16 protein-coding genes, 1 tRNA gene and 1 pseudogene are annotated in these 15,779 nt (G+C 64.5%); 3 read left to right on the plus strand and 15 right to left on the minus strand.

Annotation, left to right across the window (positions count from 1 at the left end; all coding sequences use genetic code 11):
• Positions 1-46: 46 nt before the first annotated feature.
• From JQ641_RS27850 to ygfZ, 5 genes are all read right to left on the minus strand, one after another.
• Entirely contained in the window at positions 47-2,764 is a 2,718-nt protein-coding gene (locus JQ641_RS27850; RefSeq protein WP_211999076.1) for a DUF2339 domain-containing protein, read from the minus strand.
• A gap of 135 nt (positions 2,765-2,899) precedes the next feature.
• Positions 2,900-3,406 carry a tyrosine phosphatase family protein gene (locus JQ641_RS27855; protein WP_211999077.1) on the minus strand — a complete coding sequence of 169 codons (507 nt, stop codon included), beginning with the start codon at positions 3,404-3,406 and terminating at the stop codon, positions 2,900-2,902.
• A gap of 947 nt (positions 3,407-4,353) precedes the next feature.
• A complete protein-coding gene (locus JQ641_RS27860) occupies positions 4,354-4,977 on the minus strand; it encodes a YfbR-like 5'-deoxynucleotidase (protein ID WP_211999078.1) in 624 nt (207 codons plus the stop codon).
• A complete protein-coding gene (locus JQ641_RS27865) occupies positions 4,974-5,600 on the minus strand; it encodes a DNA-3-methyladenine glycosylase I (protein ID WP_211999079.1) in 627 nt (208 codons plus the stop codon). Before JQ641_RS27865 ends, JQ641_RS27860 begins: the two co-directional genes overlap by 4 nt.
• Positions 5,601-5,610: 10 nt before the next feature.
• Positions 5,611-6,492 carry a CAF17-like 4Fe-4S cluster assembly/insertion protein YgfZ gene (gene ygfZ, locus JQ641_RS27870; RefSeq protein WP_211999080.1) on the minus strand — a complete coding sequence of 294 codons (882 nt, stop codon included), beginning with the start codon at positions 6,490-6,492 and terminating at the stop codon, positions 5,611-5,613.
• A 163-nt stretch (positions 6,493-6,655) separates the two neighbouring features.
• Between ygfZ and JQ641_RS27875 the strand changes: the two genes are divergently transcribed.
• Complete coding sequence (locus JQ641_RS27875; RefSeq protein ID WP_211999081.1) at positions 6,656-7,990, plus strand: dihydroorotase; 1,335 nt, start codon at positions 6,656-6,658, stop codon at positions 7,988-7,990.
• A gap of 195 nt (positions 7,991-8,185) precedes the next feature.
• Here the strand turns inward: JQ641_RS27875 and JQ641_RS27880 are convergent, their stop codons facing one another.
• The 5 genes from JQ641_RS27880 to JQ641_RS27900 all read right to left on the minus strand — a co-directional run bounded on the left by JQ641_RS27880 (position 8,186) and on the right by JQ641_RS27900 (position 10,777).
• Positions 8,186-8,452 (minus strand): hypothetical protein, encoded by a 267-nt coding sequence (locus tag JQ641_RS27880; protein WP_192735255.1) that lies wholly within the window; start codon positions 8,450-8,452, stop codon positions 8,186-8,188.
• Positions 8,453-8,604: 152 nt separating this feature from the next.
• Positions 8,605-9,261 (minus strand): HAD family hydrolase, encoded by a 657-nt coding sequence (locus JQ641_RS27885; RefSeq protein ID WP_211999082.1) that lies wholly within the window; start codon positions 9,259-9,261, stop codon positions 8,605-8,607.
• On the minus strand, positions 9,251-9,628 hold the full coding sequence (locus JQ641_RS27890) for a TIGR02301 family protein (protein ID WP_211999083.1): 378 nt from the start codon (positions 9,626-9,628) through the stop codon (positions 9,251-9,253). Before JQ641_RS27890 ends, JQ641_RS27885 begins: the two co-directional genes overlap by 11 nt.
• Positions 9,629-9,749: 121 nt before the next feature.
• A complete protein-coding gene (locus JQ641_RS27895; RefSeq protein ID WP_502755002.1) occupies positions 9,750-10,214 on the minus strand; it encodes an NUDIX hydrolase in 465 nt (154 codons plus the stop codon).
• A 47-nt stretch (positions 10,215-10,261) separates the two neighbouring features.
• Complete coding sequence (locus JQ641_RS27900; protein ID WP_249119608.1) at positions 10,262-10,777, minus strand: hypothetical protein; 516 nt, start codon at positions 10,775-10,777, stop codon at positions 10,262-10,264.
• 62 nt (positions 10,778-10,839) lie between these two features.
• Here JQ641_RS27900 and JQ641_RS27905 point away from each other — a divergent pair.
• Positions 10,840-11,597, plus strand: a pseudogene (locus JQ641_RS27905) (SOS response-associated peptidase).
• Positions 11,598-11,745: 148 nt separating this feature from the next.
• Here the strand turns inward: JQ641_RS27905 and JQ641_RS27910 are convergent.
• The 4 genes from JQ641_RS27910 to JQ641_RS27925 are packed head-to-tail and all read right to left on the minus strand — an operon-like array spanning position 11,746 to position 15,247.
• Positions 11,746-12,327, minus strand: a complete 582-nt coding sequence (locus tag JQ641_RS27910; RefSeq protein ID WP_211999084.1) for an NUDIX hydrolase — start codon at positions 12,325-12,327, stop codon at positions 11,746-11,748.
• Positions 12,328-12,342: 15 nt separating this feature from the next.
• Positions 12,343-12,792 carry a GNAT family acetyltransferase gene (locus JQ641_RS27915; RefSeq protein ID WP_211999085.1) on the minus strand — a complete coding sequence of 150 codons (450 nt, stop codon included), beginning with the start codon at positions 12,790-12,792 and terminating at the stop codon, positions 12,343-12,345.
• 8 nt (positions 12,793-12,800) lie between these two features.
• Positions 12,801-14,228: an FAD-binding oxidoreductase gene (locus tag JQ641_RS27920; RefSeq protein ID WP_211999086.1), complete on the minus strand. Its 1,428-nt coding sequence runs from the start codon at positions 14,226-14,228 to the stop codon at positions 12,801-12,803.
• 26 nt (positions 14,229-14,254) lie between these two features.
• On the minus strand, positions 14,255-15,247 hold the full coding sequence (locus JQ641_RS27925; RefSeq protein WP_211999087.1) for an L-threonylcarbamoyladenylate synthase: 993 nt from the start codon (positions 15,245-15,247) through the stop codon (positions 14,255-14,257).
• A gap of 68 nt (positions 15,248-15,315) precedes the next feature.
• On the opposite strand from JQ641_RS27925, the gene JQ641_RS27930 reads away from it, so the two are divergent.
• Positions 15,316-15,392 (plus strand) — tRNA-Pro (locus tag JQ641_RS27930).
• Between the two features lie 144 nt (positions 15,393-15,536).
• Here JQ641_RS27930 and JQ641_RS38535 read toward each other — a convergent pair.
• Entirely contained in the window at positions 15,537-15,659 is a 123-nt protein-coding gene (locus JQ641_RS38535) for a hypothetical protein (protein ID WP_283815224.1), read from the minus strand.
• Positions 15,660-15,779: the final 120 nt, after the last annotated feature.

The raw sequence follows: 15,779 nt of genomic DNA on the forward strand, positions 1-15,779 counted from the left end.
TTTTCGATCGGCAAGTTCCTCCGTTCGGTGCGCGCGCCCTGATCGATCAACTCTCCGTCGGCAGCGCAGGCGCCGCCGCCGCCCGCCTGCGGAACAGGATCCGCTGATACAGCCAGCCGATCGCCACCAGCACCAGGCCCAGGCACATAAAGGACAGCGCGCGGTAGACCCCGGTCAGCGTCGACATGTCGATCAGGAAGGCTTTCAGGATCGTCAGCGCGATCACGACCGCCGATGCCAGCCGCGCGCGTTGCGAGTTGAAGAGGATGCCAACCCCGAGCATGACGACGCCGAACGCCAGATAGGCGATCGAGTAGGTGTATTGCTCGGCGCCAGTGGTCGGGCCGACGGCCATGACCGGACCGTGATAGATCCTGCGGATTTCAAACGTCACATAGGCCAGCGCCAGAATCAGCGCACCTGCCGCGATCGTGTTGGCGTATTCGACCGGACGCCGCCCCGCCACCGCATACGACAACAGCAGCGCCAGCACCGCGGGCAGGGCATAGCCGAGCAGCAGCAGGTTGATGACGGCGCCGCCGACATCGATCGACCATAGCATCGGGTTCTCCAGCACCAGCAGCCCGAACACGGAAGCAAGGCCTGCAAAGGCGGTGAGCAGGATTGCGCCGGCATTGTGAACGACACTTCCGGTGCGGAGGCGCAGGCGCTCGAGCCCGATCGCCATCGCCAGCGCGACACAGACCTGCAGCGCGACTTCGGCCAGGCCGGCGCTCGGGCGATAGACGTCGCCATTATTGACGGCATGGCGGATTTCCATGAACGCCAGCAGCACCGTGAACAGGATGGCAGCGAATTCCACGATGCGCAGCGGCGCATCGTCGCCGCCGCGGCGCAGGAAGATGCTGCCGGCCCAGAACGATAGCGCCGGAATGCCGTAACCCCACAGCAGCCAGTTGAAAATCGGCGTGGTGCCGACGGCGTGGCCTACGATGCGCGGCTCGTAACCGATCCGCAGCACCACGATGGCGGCGAGGATCGCGGCCAGCGAACGCAGGAACGGGATCGGACGCTGCATCGAGATCCAGGCGGTGCCTGCCGACATCAGCGCCAGCGCGATGGTGAGCCAGCCTTTTTCCAGCGCGAACGTCAGCGCCAGCGCCAGCGCTGCGAGCGCGCCGGTCGCAAACAGCGCGATCGAGGCCTGCAGGCCCGGACGGTCCTCGCGCTTGGTCAGGATCTCGGTCGCCGCAGCATAGGCGGCGGCCAGGATCACCGCGAGGATCGCGAACGGGATCGAGCGGTCGAGATTCGCAATTCGGGCATAGAGCGCGACCAGCAGTGCCAGCGGCGTGAACACGGCCGCAGCCGACCACACCACGGGAATGATCGGACTGGCCGAGCGGCCCTGCGCCAGGAATCCCGCGACGCCGAAACCTGCCGCGAAGATCGCAGCCGAGATCAGGTGCAGCGAAACAGAACCATCCGTTGCGCTCGGCCCGATGCCCGCGATCGGCCCGCCGGGCAGCACCAGCATGTCAGGGTTGGCGCGGATCGCCCATTCGGCGAACACGATGAAGACGAGACCGGCGGCGGCGCCGACCGCGCCGACCGCGGCATCGGTGCGCCAGGCCACAAACAAGCTGCCGGCGACCAGCAGGCCGAACGCGACCATCGCGACGTCGGCGTGAGAACTATTCAGCACGATCAGGGTCGCGCCGAACAGATAGGCCGCGAGCGAGCCGGACGAAATCGGTTCGATCTCGCCGTCTTGCGCTGAAGGCCCGAACATGAAGCCGCACACGACAAGCAATGCGGCGAGGATGAAGCCGGCGATCACATGGAACACATGCGGCGCGACCATCGACGGGCCGCATTGCAGGCAGGGAAGCGTCCAGAGCAGTGCGAACACGATGGTGGTGACCGCAAGCCAGCGCCACATCCGCACCCGCGCCAGGCCGAAGGCGGCCGCGGTGACGATCGCGAGATAGACGTAGAGCGCCCAGAAGTCCGGCTTGCCGGAGGAGACCAGGACCGGGGTGACGAAGGCGGCGGCGATGCCGAGCCCGGCCAGCGCCGGCCCGTGCAGCAAAGCCGCGGCCAGCGTGCCCATCGCGACCAGCCCAAGCAGGATGAACGCGGTGGCGGGGACCAGGAAGCCGTACAGCGCATAGGCTGCGTAGACGGTCGCAAAGGCCACGGCCGTGCCGGCGGCGGTCAGGATCGCGGGGATGTTGGCGATCGGCGTCGCTTCGATCGTGGAGATGCTTTCCTTGCGACGGGTCCATTCGCCGGCAGCGAGCAGCGCCAGCGCGAACAGGCCGCCGAGCAGCACACGCACTCCGGGGCCGAGCAGGCCAGCCTCGATCGAATAGCGCACCATGAAGAAGCCGCCGAGCGCCAGCGTCAGGCCGCCGATCCACACCACCCAGCGGGTGCCGAGTGTTTCCTCAAAACCGCGATCGGGTTGCGGTAGGGGCGGCGGCGGCGCGGCGGGCGGGCCGTCGGCCGTTTCGGCTGTCGTCTCGGTCGGCGCTTCGGTTTGCGGCCCGGTGGCGGGAGGGGTCCATTCAGCCTCGGGCGCGATCGGCGGCGGTTCGGCCACGATGCCGGGAGAGGCGGGCGCGGTGCCTTGCTCGAACATCTGGGGCAGCGGTGGCGGGACGGGCCGGGCGAGCGCTGCCGCCGCTTCCATCCTGTCCAGCCGCCTTCGCAACTCCCCGATCTCGTTCATCGCCTTGACGGCAACGATAACGGCGACAATGGCGAACAGGAACGGAAGAATTGCAAACTCGTCGAGCATCAGGCCTCCAGGCGGGCACGCAGAAACGTTAACCGCCTCTATGCGGCCCGTCGCAATGCTGTGAGTGCAGTTCTGCCCGAAAAAAGTTCAAACCGCCCCCGGCTGGCGGCATTTTAGCACGTGATTCGAGGAAGATTATTCGAGATCGACGCGGAAGGGGCGGCCCTCCACGGTCATGCTGCCCGGGCCCATCTCGTCGAGCGCCCGCAGCATCCGCCCCTCGCGCCCCAGCGCCTTGTCGGCGAGGCTGACGATCAGCCGGTTGGGCTGGGCGATCGGCGAGGCGGCGCGGATCTGCCGGGCGATCGAAACCTCGTCGCGGTGCGGATTGAGCATGCAGGCGGCGGCAAAGGCGCTGGCGGTCGAACGGCTGATGCCGGCATAGCAATGCACCACCATCGGCGCGCTGCGGTCCCAGCCGCGCACGAAGTTCAGCACCTTCTCGATATGCGCGTCCGACGGCGCCAGAAAGCCGTCCATCACCTCGGTGATGTCGTCCATCGACACGCGCAAATGGTTGGCCTCGAGCACCGAGGGCGGCCGCTGCACCTGATCGACATTGGCCATCACGGTGAGGATATGGCTGGCGCCGGTGGCCTTGACGGTTTCGGGAAGGGCGGCGAGCGAGCAGACGTGAAGCATGGCGATCCTTTTGGGGAGGCGTCCATTGCGGACCGTCCCTGGGCAGGAGCCATTATAGGCCCGGGCGGGGGCCGGTCAAAGCGCCCTTCGGCCCGGGTGGGCACGAACCACAACATCTAGCCCGACGGCCGCGCCCGGCGTAGCCGGGGTAAATCACTTCTGGTATTCGGAAGTCATGTCAAGCCCCAGAATAAAAAATATTTCTGTTTACCAGAATGAAAATCAGGGGTATCTATTTGGCCATCCCGTCCTACTCAGAAGGGCGTCGGCCGTCGTCACGGACGTTGGGCGGGTTGCGGTGGACGCTGGTTTACGCTGAGACGATGGCGTGGATTAAGCGTACGGCAAAACCGTGTGGTCCTGGCGCCCGTTGCAGGCGTCAAGCTGTCGGGTAGGCGCAAGCTGAACCGGTGGTGACGGAGTCAACCAAGAACTCGTCTCCGGGGAGATCACGGCATAAGCCGTAAAGCCATTGCGCAGGGAAGGCCGGGTGTTCTCCGCTGCCCTGTATGCTCGTGTGCAGCCTACTTAGTGCAAACCGCACACGAGACCGCGGGTGCAGCGCGCACCCGGTCTTCCCTGCGCCCTCTCATTGGAGGGCGGGAAGTTTCTGGCAAAGCTCGGGCGCAATGCGTCGCGAGAACGTCGAGGTGTGTGTCGCACCCACAATCGTCGTCCCCGCCGAGTGCGCAATTGCGCACGGGGGCGGGGACCCAGTATCCCAGAGACCGCAATGATTGAACCGAGAAGCCGCGGCGTACTGGATCCCCCGCCTTCGCGGGGGACGACAGCAATGTGTGGCGCTACACCATCCCCGTCATTGCGAGCGCAGCGAAGCAATCCATCTCGCCGCGTCAAGAAAGAATGGATTGCTTGCTTCGCTTCGCTCGCAATGACGAACTCAGCTGTTTGAAATTCAAATCGGAATATTTGCGACGGCGCAGCGCCTACGTTGCCACCGCCCCAAACCGCGCCAGGAACTGCTTCTCCGCCTTGGCCGCGGTCCATGGCGTCAGATATTCGCGCACGGTTGGTTCGGGCAGGCCGGGATCCTTGCCGAACAGACGCTTAGCTTCGGCCTCCGCAAAGCCTGCCAGATGGGTGGCTTCGAGATAGGCCGCGCCGCGGTCGGCGGCCTTGATCGCCTGCGTGATGGCATCGGCCAGTACCGGCGGCAGGCCGAAGCGGATATGGATCGCCGCCAGCAGGCGTTTCTCCACCACCTTGTAATCGCCGCCGATCACGGCCTTGAACGGCGAGATCATGTCGCCGATGACATATTCCGGCGCGTCGTGCAGCAATGCGGCGAGCCGGAATTTGATATCGACGCGAGGCATCTGCTCGCGCAGCACCGCTTCCACCAGCAGCGTGTGCTGCGCCACCGAAAAAATATGCGCGCCGCTGGTCTGGCCGTTCCAGCGCGCGACGCGCGCCAGGCCATGGGCGATATCGGCGACTTCGATATCGAGCGGCGAGGGGTCGAGCAAATCGAGCCGCCGCCCCGACAGCATCCGCTGCCAGGCCCGTGTCGAGACATCGGAAGATTTGCCAGATGTTCTTCTCGTCGTCATTTGACCTTGAGGCGGGGCTTGCGATGTTGACCGCTGCAGGTCTCGTGGCAGAAGCACGTGACCAGATGGTCGTTGACCATGCCGGTGGCCTGCATGAAGGCGTAGACGATGGTCGGCCCGACGAACTTGAATCCACGCGCGCCGAGCTCCTTGGAAATCGTGATCGAGAGCGGCGTCGAAGCCGGCACGCTCGCAGTCGTCTTGAACTGATTGACCTTCGGCTTGCCGTCGACGAAGTCCCACAGGAATTTCGAGAAGCCCGCGCCTTCTTCCATGATCTTGAGATAGCCCTTGGCGCTGTTGACAGCGCCTTCGATCTTGGAACGGTTGCGGACGATGCCGGCATCGTTCATCAGCGCGTGGACTTTCTTCTCGTTGTAGCGCGCGATCTTCTCCGGGACGAAATCGTCGAACGCTTTGCGAAAGTTCTCGCGCTTGCGCAGGATCGTGATCCAGGAAAGGCCGGCCTGAAAGCCGTCGAGGATCAGCTTTTCATACAGCGCGCGGTCGTCATATTCAGGCACGCCCCATTCGGTGTCGTGATAGGCCATGTAGAACGGATCTTCACCCGGCCACGGGCAGCGGGTCTTGCCATCGGCGTGCAGGCGTGCGGAGCGGCTCATTGGACTTTGCTCATGCGACGGTCTGCTTCGGCGGCGTGCGCACGTCGTTCGGATCGGTGAGGCGGATCGCAAGCCCGCCGGCCGACAGCGATAGCCCAGCGTCGAGCGCGTCGGCGACGCGGTCGGTCCGCAGCAGCGCGATGCCGTGGCCGCCGGCGGTCGACCCCATGGTGCCGACCGGCTTGTCGCCGGCAACGACGGGGATGCCGACTTCGGGCGAGAAATCCTCCAGCGTGACCCGAAGCGCGCGGGTGCGCGCGGTGCCGCGATGCTGCATCCGCGACACCACCTCCTGCCCGACGTAGCAGCCCTTGTCGAAATCGATGCCGTGCAGGCGGTCCATATTGGTTTCGTGCGGAAACGCGTCGCTGTACATGAAATCGAGCCCACCGCGCGGCACGCCAATGGCGATGCGATGCACCTCATAGGCGGCTTCATCGACGAGCTCTGCGCCGATCAAATCGGCGACCTTCTGCTTGAGCTCTTCGGGAACCAGAATGCGCCAGCCGAGCGTTTCGTTGCGCGGGTCGGCGAAGGCAAGATCAGGCTTCACGTCAGGCTCGCCGTCCCACACCGCGAGCACGCCGAGGCTGTCGGAGAGGTTTTCCACCGCGACCTTGGCGCGCAGCTTGTAGAAACCGAGCTTGTCGGCGAGGCCTTTTGCCAAGGGGCGCGGCACGTCGATCAGGAACCCGCCGCCATGGCCGCTGGGAGCCTCCGTGATCAGGAAATCGGCGGTGATCTTGCCCTGTGGCGTCAGCAGCGCGCCGAACCGGCCAAGGCCCGGCCGCAGCAGCGTGAGGTCGGTCGTGACGAGGCCATTGAGGAAGTTGCGGGCGTCCTCGCCCGAAACCTTGACCACGCCCCGGTCGGTAAGAAACGCTGCTTTCATGCGCTGAAAAGGCCTATTTTGGAGGTTCGTGCTCGAACTTCTCGTTGAAGTTCTCGTTCAAGTTCCTGGGGAAACACGGGTGCCGGATATCACATGGGAAGTTAAGGCGCTAAGGTGCCGTCAACAAGCCCGAGAGGCAGCCTAAAACGGGCGTCGAGGACCGATGAATCAGCGATTTGATACCATTCTAAAATCCGGCACCGTGGTCAATCAGGACGGCGAGGCCATCCGCGACATCGGCATTTCCAATGGCCGGATCGCCGCGATCGGCGGACTCGGGCAGGCGTCCGCGGCCGAGACGATCGACTGCAAGGGCCTGCACATCCTGCCCGGCGTGATCGACACCCAGGTGCATTTCCGCGAGCCGGGCCTGACCCAGAAGGAAGACCTCGAAACCGGATCGCGCAGCGCCGTGATGGGCGGGGTCACCGCGGTGTTCGAAATGCCGAACACCGATCCCCTGACCGTCACCGAGGCGACCTTCAGCGACAAGATCAAGCGCGCCCATCATCGCATGCATTGCGACTTTGCGTTTTTCATCGGCGGCACCCGCGACAACGTCACCGATCTGCCGGAACTGGAACGCGCGCCGGGCTGCGCCGGCGTCAAGGTGTTCATCGGCTCGTCGACCGGCGCGCTGCTGGTCGAGGACGACGAAAGCCTGCGGCGGATCTTTGCGGTCATCAAGCGCCGCGCCGCCTTCCATGCCGAGGACGAATACCGCCTCAACGAGCGCAAGTCGCTGCGCATCGAAGGCGATCCGCGTTCGCATCCGGTGTGGCGCGACGAGACCGCGGCGCTGATGGCGACGCAGCGCCTGGTGAATATCGCCCGCGAGAGCGGCAAGCGCATCCACGTGCTGCATATCTCGACCAAGCAGGAGATCGACTATCTGCGCGACCACAAGGACGTCGCCTCCTGCGAGGCGACGCCGCACCATCTCACATTGGTGGCGCCCGAATGCTACGAGCGGCTCGGCACCCATGCCCAGATGAACCCGCCGGTGCGCTCGGCCGATCACCGCGACCGCATCTGGTACGGCATCGAGCAGGGCATCATCGACGTGCTCGGCTCCGACCACGCGCCGCATACGCTGGAAGAGAAGTCAAAAACCTATCCGGCCTCGCCCTCGGGCATGACCGGGGTGCAGACGCTGGTGCCTGTCATGCTCGACCACGTCAACGCCGGGCGCTTGTCGCTGCAGCGTTTCGTCGATCTTTCCAGCGCCGGCCCCGCGCGGCTCTACAACATCGCGACCAAGGGCCGCATCGCCGCCGGCTACGACGCCGACTTCACCGTCGTCGATCTCAAGCGCTCCGAGACCATCACCAACAAATGGGTGGCTTCGAAGGCGGGCTGGACGCCCTATGACGGCATGCGCGTCACCGGCTGGCCGGTCGGCACCTTCGTGCGCGGCAAGCGCGTGATGTGGCAAGGCGAACTGACGACGCCATCGACCGGCGAGCCGGTGCGGTTTTTGGAGACGTTGAGGGCGTAGTGCTCTGAGCGCGGGCGGGACACGCGGCTCCATCACAGGTGTCATCACCCGCGCAGGCGGGTGATCCAGTATTCCAGAGACGGTTGTGATAAGGCCGAGAGGCCGCGGCGTACTGGGTCGCCCGCCGGAGCCTGTCATCGGGCGCGCATTCGCGCGACCCGGTGGCGGGCCACGACAGTGGAGTGTGCAGAAAGATTACTGCCTCGCCAGCGACAACGAAAACTCGCCGTTGCGTACGCGCGCGGGAAGGCCTTCGACGAATTTCGCCACCGCGTCCTCGCCATAGGTCGAGACCAGTTCGGCCAGCGCCGTGAACAGGCTCGCCTGCGCCAGGCAGTCGCCGTCGACGCCATCGTGGCGTGCCTCGGCCCAGGCCTCGTGAAGGTAGCTGAGCGCAGCCTGCTTCTGTTCGTGGTCGGGCAGCGGATCGCGGTGAAGCGAATAGGACGCAGGATGGCTCATGAAACTCGACAGACGTTGCGCGCGTTCCCCAGCGGAGCGCATCTGATCGCCAAGCTGTAGCATGCGGCGCGGGGCTCGCTAGGCCACATCTTTAAGAAAGGTTAACGCCGCTCCCGGCATTTGACGGGCTCGCGGGTTTCGCGAGAAAACTCTTAGGAAATGCAGTCGAGTATGGCCTGCGGCGTGGTGCAGACATGCAGCGCGCCGGCCCCGATCAATTCGTCCTTGCTGCCATAGCCGTAGAGCACGCCGATTGCCTGCATGCCGTTGTTCTTGGCGCCGACGATGTCGTGGCTGCGGTCGCCGATCATCAGCGTTCTGGTCGGATCGACCGAAGCGGTCTTCAGCGCGTATTCTAGGAGATCGGACTTGTCGACACGGGTGCCGTCGAGCTCGGAGCCGAACACATGCTCGAAATGATGGCGCAGCCCGAAATGCTCGACGATGCGTGTCGCGAACACATGCGGCTTGCTGGTGGCGACGAACAACCGGTGGCCGGACTGGCGCAGCTTCGTCAGCACTTCGCTGATCCCGTCATACACGGCATTCTCGTACAGCCCGACGTCGGAAAACCGTTCGCGGTACAGCGACACGGCGCGGTCGGCGGAATCTTCCGCGCCCAGCAGTCTGACAAAACTGGCGCGCAGCGGCGGGCCGATGCACCAGGTCAGTTCGTCCTCGGTCGGGATGCTGTGATGGTCGAGCTTTTGCAGCGCATACTGGATCGAACGGGTGATGCCGGGTTTTGGATCGGTCAGCGTGCCGTCGAGATCGAAATAGATTGCGTCGAGGGGCAGGTCAGTTCGCATAGCGGGCAGTCAAATCGCGCGAGATTTTCGAGCCTTCCTCGATGTAGCGGCGGATCGCGATCGAGGCGGCGGGCGTACAGGTGCGGTAAGTCTGCTGGAAGCCGTTATAGCCGCGGTTGAAGGCGGCGATCATGCGCGCGCGGCGTTCGCCCGAAGGCGTTTCGGCATCGACCAGCGCCTGCATTTCGTTGCGCCATTTCGCACCTTCATTGTTGCCGCAGATGCCACGCAAATAGTGCAGCGTGCCGAGGATTTCGGCCAGCCGCTGCAAATCGCGGTCGAACGGGGCAGCACCATCCTGGGCCCGCGCGGGCGTCAGATGGCAGGCCGAGATGAGGATGAGGACGGCGAAAAAGTGCTTGCGCATATGGGGGTCCAGAACCCGCCCGATATGCCCCCTCAATGCGCCGGAGGCAAGACATAGCGTTTTCAAGCGAATTGGACACCGGTTCGCGTCAAGAAAACGCGTCAAAACAAAGGACTCGCGCCTAAACCAGCTTCCGTGCTGCCGAGATGACCTCCAGGAGGCCGCCGGTGACCTTGAGATCGCCGAGCGCATCGGGGTCGAACCAGCCAAAGTCGTCGTGCTCGTCGTTCAGGACCGGCTCCCGGGCGGTCCAGCGCGCCGCGAACGACATGATCAGATAATGCCCGCCGCCGCCGGTTCCCGGTAGCACCTCGCGCCAGCCGGCCAGCGCCAGAATCTCGATACGCAAGCCCGTTTCCTCGTCGACCTCGCGATGCAGCGCCGTATGCAGCGATTCGCCGAATTCGACCCGGCCGCCGGGGAACGAATAAAAGCCCTTGCCCGGCGAGCGCGAGCGGCGGACCAGCAACACCTTGCCGTCGCGAAAGATCGCGCCGCTGACGGCGAGTTGGGGACGGGTGGGCGGGGCTAGCGAATCCAAGGGCTTGATCCAGCAAAAGTGGCAGACGGTTTCGGGCCGGATCATGCCCGATCGATGCGCAGAGGTCTAATGCACTGCCGTCAGGTCAGGCCTTAGTTCGACATGATGGTTTCGACGTCGGCCTCGGTGGCGCCGTTGATGATGCCGCCGGCCTGCGCCACCAGCGGCTTGACCCAGCCGGTAGCCTGCTCGGCGAGCGTGGCGCGGGTCTTGTCCTGGCGGGCTTCGCGCATCGCCGAGCCTACCGCGGTCAGGATCGAGGTCATGGTGTTGGCGACCTTGTCGAACTCGGTGCGAATCTTGGGGTCGGCCAATTCGTAGGCCTCGATCGCGAGATCGCGGGCCTTGAAATTGGAAGCCCAGAAATGCTCGGCGTAGGACAGCGGACTCCAGGTCAGAAAATCCTCGGCGCATTCCGGCATATCCGGAACCATCTCGAGCAGCATGATGGCTTCGTTGAAATGATTCAGGTAGTCGGTGGCAAGCCCGGTGCGGGGGTTGATGTTGGCGGCGCGCAGCAGCGCGGCGCGGGCCTCATCGATGGGGCCCGTGCGTGGCGGCGGTGTCGGGCGATCGGGTCGCGCTTCTGTGGCGGCCGGTAAGCTCATCTGTTCCAGTGTTAACAACTGGGGTTAAAAGGGATTAAACGGACCCCCATTCGGGTTAGATTATGTGCGGACGTTTCGTAATTACCTCGCCGCCGGCGGCACTTAGGCAGATTTTCGGCTACGTTGAGCAGCCCAATTCCCGCCGCGGTACAATGTTGCTCCGACGCAGCCGATCCCGGTGGTGATGCTGGAGAATGGCGGCCGGCATTTCCGGTTGATGCGCTGGGGCTTGGTGCCGGCTTGGGTCAAGGACCCGCGCAAGTTCTCGCTGCTGATCAATGCCCGCTCCGAGACGGTGCGGGAAAAGCCCGCCTTCAAGAACGCGATCAAGCGGCGGCGTTGCCTGATTCCCGCCGACGGCTATTACGAATGGCAGGATTCGAGCGGTCGCAAACGGCCGTTCTTCATCCACCGCCGCGAAGGCAAGCCGGTCGGCTTTGCCGCATTGGCCGAGACCTGGATGGGGCCGAACGGCGAGGAGGTCGACAGCGTTGCGATCGTCACCGCGCCGGCCAGCCGAGATCTGGCGGCGCTGCATCACCGCGTCCCCGTGACGATCGCGCCCGAGGAGTTCGAGCGCTGGCTGGATGCCCGAGCCTTTGATGCCGACGACGTCATGGCGTTGTTGACCGGCCCCGCGGAAGGCGAATTCGCCTGGCACGAGATTTCGACGCGGGTCAATCGCGTCGCCAATGACGACGCACAATTGCTGCTGCCGATTACCGAAGAAGAGCGCGAAGCCGAAGCGCCGAAGCCGAAGAAGGCCGTGCGCAAGGTGGTGTCGGCGTCGGAGGATGAAGGGCAGGGGAGCTTGTTTTAACTCCGCGTCGTCCCGGCCTTGAGCCGGGACCCATACGCCGTGTCCTATCGGTAAGAACCGTGACGTTGGAGACCTTCAAACACAACGAACGCCGCGGAGTATGGGTCCCGGCGCAAGGCCGGGACGACAGCTACCTCGGAACGACAGCTCACCTGAAAATATTCAGCGCCGCATATTGCAGCAGCATGATCGTCTTGGCATCCGCGATGCGGCCGTCGGCGATCATCGCGAGCGCGGCATCGATCGGCAATTCCAGCACCTCGATGTCCTCGCCTTCGTCGGCCAGGCCGCCGCCGCTGCCGATCCGCATCGAGGCTTCATACTCGGCGACAAAGAAGTGCAGTTTCTCCGTCACCGCGCCCGGGCTCATGAAGGCCTCGAACACCTTCTTGACGTCGTGGAGGCGATAGCCGGTTTCCTCTTCGGCCTCGGCGCGGATTCGTTCCTCCGGCGATGCATCGTCGAGCATGCCGGCGGCGGCTTCGATCAGGAGATCGTCATGGCCGTTGACGTAGGCCGGCAAGCGGAACTGCCGCACCAGCACCACGGTGCGCAAGGCAACATTATACGGCAGCAAGGCCGCGGCGTTGCCGCGGTCATAGACCTCGCGAACTTGCGTCTGCCATTCGCCGTTGCCGCGGCGGTAATCGAGCGTGATGCTCTTCAACAGGTAACGGGCGTGCGAGAGGACACGCTCTTCTTTGATGCGGACGCGGTCGGAGATGGTCATGGCATTCCTTCTGCATCAAGGCGTCGGTTCGCGGCCGTCGAGCCATCTGGCGAAAACGATCGTCTGCGCTTCGGCATAGCCGATCGACTGGTAGAATGCGCCGGCGCGGGCGTTCTCGCGCCGGACCATCAATTGCACCTTGGCCATGCCGGCCGCGCGCAGCCAATCCTCGGACGCGTTCATGATGACGCGGCCATAGCCGCGGCCACGGCGCTCCGGATCGGTCGCGACGTAATAGACCCAGCCGCGATGGCCGTCATGGCCGGTCATGGCGGTCGCCACGATGGCGCCGCCGTCGCGGCCGATCAGCACGGTCGAATTCGGCCCGCGCCGCGCCAGTGCGATGTCGGACGCCGGATCGTTCCACGGCCGCGTCAGTCCGCAGGCCTGCCACAGCGCGACGACGGCGGGGATGTCGGCGTCCGCGATCGGCGCGATGGCGAGTGGCGGAAGCGGCTTTGGCACTGATGTGTTCACAGCACCTTGCCGGGGTTCATGATCCCTGCGGGATCGAGCATCGCCTTGATGCTCCGCATCAGTTCGATCGCGACCTTGTCTTTCACGTCAGGCAGTTCGTCGCGCTTGAGCACACCGATGCCGTGCTCGGCCGAAATCGATCCGCCCATCCGCAGCACGATCGCGAACACGACCTCGTTGACCTCGTGCCAGCGCGCCAGGAAGTCCGCAGTGTTGCCGCCGACCGGCTGGCTGACATTGTAATGGATGTTGCCGTCCCCGAGATGGCCGAACGGCACCGGCCGCGAGCCTGGGATCAATTTCACCACGGCCGCGTTGGCCTCTGCGATGAAATCGGGCACGGCGGCGACCGGCACGGAGATGTCGTGCTTGATCGAGCCGCCTTCCGGCTTCTGCGCCGCCGACATCTCGTCGCGCAGCTTCCAGAACGCCGAGCGCTGGCTGAGGTTCGCCGCGATCACGGCGTCATCGACGATGCCTTCTTCCATGCCCTTGGCCAGGATCGATTCCAGCGCGTCGCGGGCATCATCGCGTGAGGACGACAATTCCATCAGCACGTACCAGGGGTGCTTGCTTTCCAGGGGATCGCGGATGTCGATGCCGTGACGGATGCTGAAATCCACCGCGATGTCGGCCAGCAGTTCGAAGCTGGTCAGGCTGCCGGCGGCCTCATTCTGCGAGATCGACAGCAGCTTCAGCGCCTGCGCCGGCGATTGCAGGCCGACATAGGCGGTCTCGATCGCACGCGGGTTTGGGAACAGTTTTAGCGTCGCCGCGGTGATGATGCCGAGCGTGCCTTCCGCGCCGATGAAGAGATTGCGCAGATCGTAGCCGGTGTTGTCCTTTTTCAGCTTCGACAGCGAGTTCAGGATCCGCCCGTCGGCCAGCACCACTTCGAGCCCGAGCGCCATCTCGCGCGCCACGCCGTAGGCGAGCGCGGCCGTGCCGCCCGCGTTGGTCGAGAGATTGCCGCCGATGGTGCAGCTTCCTTCGGCGCCGAGCGACAGCGGAAACAGCCGGTCGACGTCGCGGGCGCGCTGCTGCGCGACCTGCAGCACCACCCCTGCCTCGCAGGTCATGGTATTGGAGGCGGCATCGACCTCGCGGATTTTATCGAGCCGCCGCAGCGAGACGACGACTTCGCCATTATGCGGCGTCTGGCCGCCGACCAGCCCGGTATTGCCGCCCTGCGGCACCAGCGCGATTTTATGCGCGGTGGCGAGCTTGCAGATTTCGGAGACTTCCGCTGTCGATCCCGGCCGCAACACCAGCGGAGATTTTCCGTGAAACAGATCGCGCTCTTCGGTGACATAGGGCGCGATATCGGCAGCATCCGTCACCGCATATTTGTCGCCGACGATCGCGCGGAATTTCGCGATCAGTTCGGGCGGAATCTGTGGCGCGGCAGGCTGGACGATATTCATGGTCTTCTCTTTCACTCCCGTCCGATTCACTCACGCCCAACTGCGGCGCGGCGCAGCCGGTCGTTGATGGCTTCACCCAGTCCGTCGTTGGGAATGGGCATCACGGCGATGGTTTGCGCAGCCTTGCTGTCGAGCGCACGAAGATAGCCGAACAGATTGGCGGCGGCCTCGCTGAGATCGCCGCGTACGGACAGATTCATCACCGCGGCGGCGGCGTCAATTCCCGAAACTGCATCGCTGCCGAACGCCAGCAGCGCTTCGCCGGGCTCGATCCGAATTGCACCGAGCCGCACACGCGTTCTCGGAGCATAGTGCGACGCCAGCATGCCCGGCGCCAGCGGCTGGGCGCTGTCGCTCTCGGCGTCCGCAGGCGGTTGCTTGAGCGCACGGCCCAGCACGCGCTCGATGTCGGCGCGGGGCAGGCCACCCGGCCGCAGCAGCATCGGTTCGTCGAAAATCCCAACGATGGTCGATTCGACGCCGACGGCGACCGCGCCGCCATCGACGATCAGGTCGATCCGCCCCTCCAGATCGCTTTGCACATGGGCGGCCGTCGTCGGCGAGACGTGCCCGGACAGATTGGCCGACGGCGCCACCACCGGCCGGCCGAAGACGCGCAGGATGTCGCGCGCCACAGGGTGCGCTGGTATCCGAATCGCGACGGTCTCGAGCCCCGCGGTGGCGAGCTCGGCGACCGCGCAATGTGCGGTTTTCGGCAGCACCAGCGTCAGTGGCCCCGGCCAGAACGCCTCAGCCAGCCGCAAGGCGGCCGTGTCAAAACGGCCGATTTCGCGCGCCGCGGCGAGATCGCCGACATGGGCGATCAGCGGATTGAAGGCCGGCCGGCCCTTGGCCTGGTAAAGCCGGGCAATCGCTGTCGCATTGGTGGCATCGGCGCCCAGCCCATAAACGGTCTCGGTCGGGAACGCGACCAGCCCACCTTCACGCAAACAATGTGCGGCAGAGGCCACCGCGGCCTCATTGGTGGGCAAAACCGACGTTTTCAGGCTTGTATTCACAGGGATTAATTCCTCAAATCGGTGCCTTGCGGTGACCGAAACCGGCAGCTATAAGCCGCGTTCTTAGTCGGAGTGTGGCTCAGCCCGGTAGAGCACTGCGTTCGGGACGCAGGGGTCGCAGGTTCGAATCCTGCCACTCCGACCATTAAATCAATGGCTTGCGCGACCTTCTCGCGGCCTCTTATTGACCAAAAATCCCGGTTTTGCACGCAAAATGCACGCAGCATTTTCGGTGCGCACGAGACGGTCTTCATCCCGCGCCCGATGGTGCAGGAAGGTCGTCAGGAGTTCATTGAGCCCGGATACCCGCGCGACGTTCTCCGAGCGCATGGCGAATCAACGTTGCGTCGATGCGGTCCTCGATACCGGCCTCTTCACCAGATGCGTTCATCGTCAATGATGAAGCCGTCATCGAATCTCCCACCCGGTGTTACTTCCTTGACGGCCGCTGCCCAGCGCTCCGCCTGGGCATTCACAAACGCCGAAACCGAACTCCGGGATTTTGGCCTGCACGTCCGGCAAGCGAAGCGTA

Origin of the sequence: Bradyrhizobium sp. JYMT SZCCT0180, from assembly GCF_018130165.1 — a bacterium.
Taxonomy (GTDB): domain Bacteria; phylum Pseudomonadota; class Alphaproteobacteria; order Rhizobiales; family Xanthobacteraceae; genus Bradyrhizobium.

What these genes read in the sequence shown, in the direction of transcription:
- JQ641_RS27850 (WP_211999076.1), bottom strand. Translation starts at nt 2,764, where the DNA reads ATGCTCGACGAGTTTGCAATTCTTCCGTTCCTGTTCGCCATTGTCGCC.
- JQ641_RS27855 (WP_211999077.1), bottom strand. Translation starts at nt 3,406, where the DNA reads ATGCTTCACGTCTGCTCGCTCGCCGCCCTTCCCGAAACCGTCAAGGCC.
- JQ641_RS27860 (WP_211999078.1), bottom strand. Translation starts at nt 4,977, where the DNA reads ATGACGACGAGAAGAACATCTGGCAAATCTTCCGATGTCTCGACACGG.
- JQ641_RS27865 (WP_211999079.1), bottom strand. Translation starts at nt 5,600, where the DNA reads ATGAGCCGCTCCGCACGCCTGCACGCCGATGGCAAGACCCGCTGCCCG.
- ygfZ (WP_211999080.1), bottom strand. Translation starts at nt 6,492, where the DNA reads ATGAAAGCAGCGTTTCTTACCGACCGGGGCGTGGTCAAGGTTTCGGGC.
- JQ641_RS27875 (WP_211999081.1), top strand. Translation starts at nt 6,656, where the DNA reads ATGAATCAGCGATTTGATACCATTCTAAAATCCGGCACCGTGGTCAAT.
- JQ641_RS27880 (WP_192735255.1), bottom strand. Translation starts at nt 8,452, where the DNA reads ATGAGCCATCCTGCGTCCTATTCGCTTCACCGCGATCCGCTGCCCGAC.
- JQ641_RS27885 (WP_211999082.1), bottom strand. Translation starts at nt 9,261, where the DNA reads ATGCGAACTGACCTGCCCCTCGACGCAATCTATTTCGATCTCGACGGC.
- JQ641_RS27890 (WP_211999083.1), bottom strand. Translation starts at nt 9,628, where the DNA reads ATGCGCAAGCACTTTTTCGCCGTCCTCATCCTCATCTCGGCCTGCCAT.
- JQ641_RS27895 (WP_502755002.1), bottom strand. Translation starts at nt 10,214, where the DNA reads ATGATCCGGCCCGAAACCGTCTGCCACTTTTGCTGGATCAAGCCCTTG.
- JQ641_RS27900 (WP_249119608.1), bottom strand. Translation starts at nt 10,777, where the DNA reads ATGAGCTTACCGGCCGCCACAGAAGCGCGACCCGATCGCCCGACACCG.
- JQ641_RS27910 (WP_211999084.1), bottom strand. Translation starts at nt 12,327, where the DNA reads ATGACCATCTCCGACCGCGTCCGCATCAAAGAAGAGCGTGTCCTCTCG.
- JQ641_RS27920 (WP_211999086.1), bottom strand. Translation starts at nt 14,228, where the DNA reads ATGAATATCGTCCAGCCTGCCGCGCCACAGATTCCGCCCGAACTGATC.
- JQ641_RS38535 (WP_283815224.1), bottom strand. Translation starts at nt 15,659, where the DNA reads ATGACGGCTTCATCATTGACGATGAACGCATCTGGTGAAGAGGCCGGT.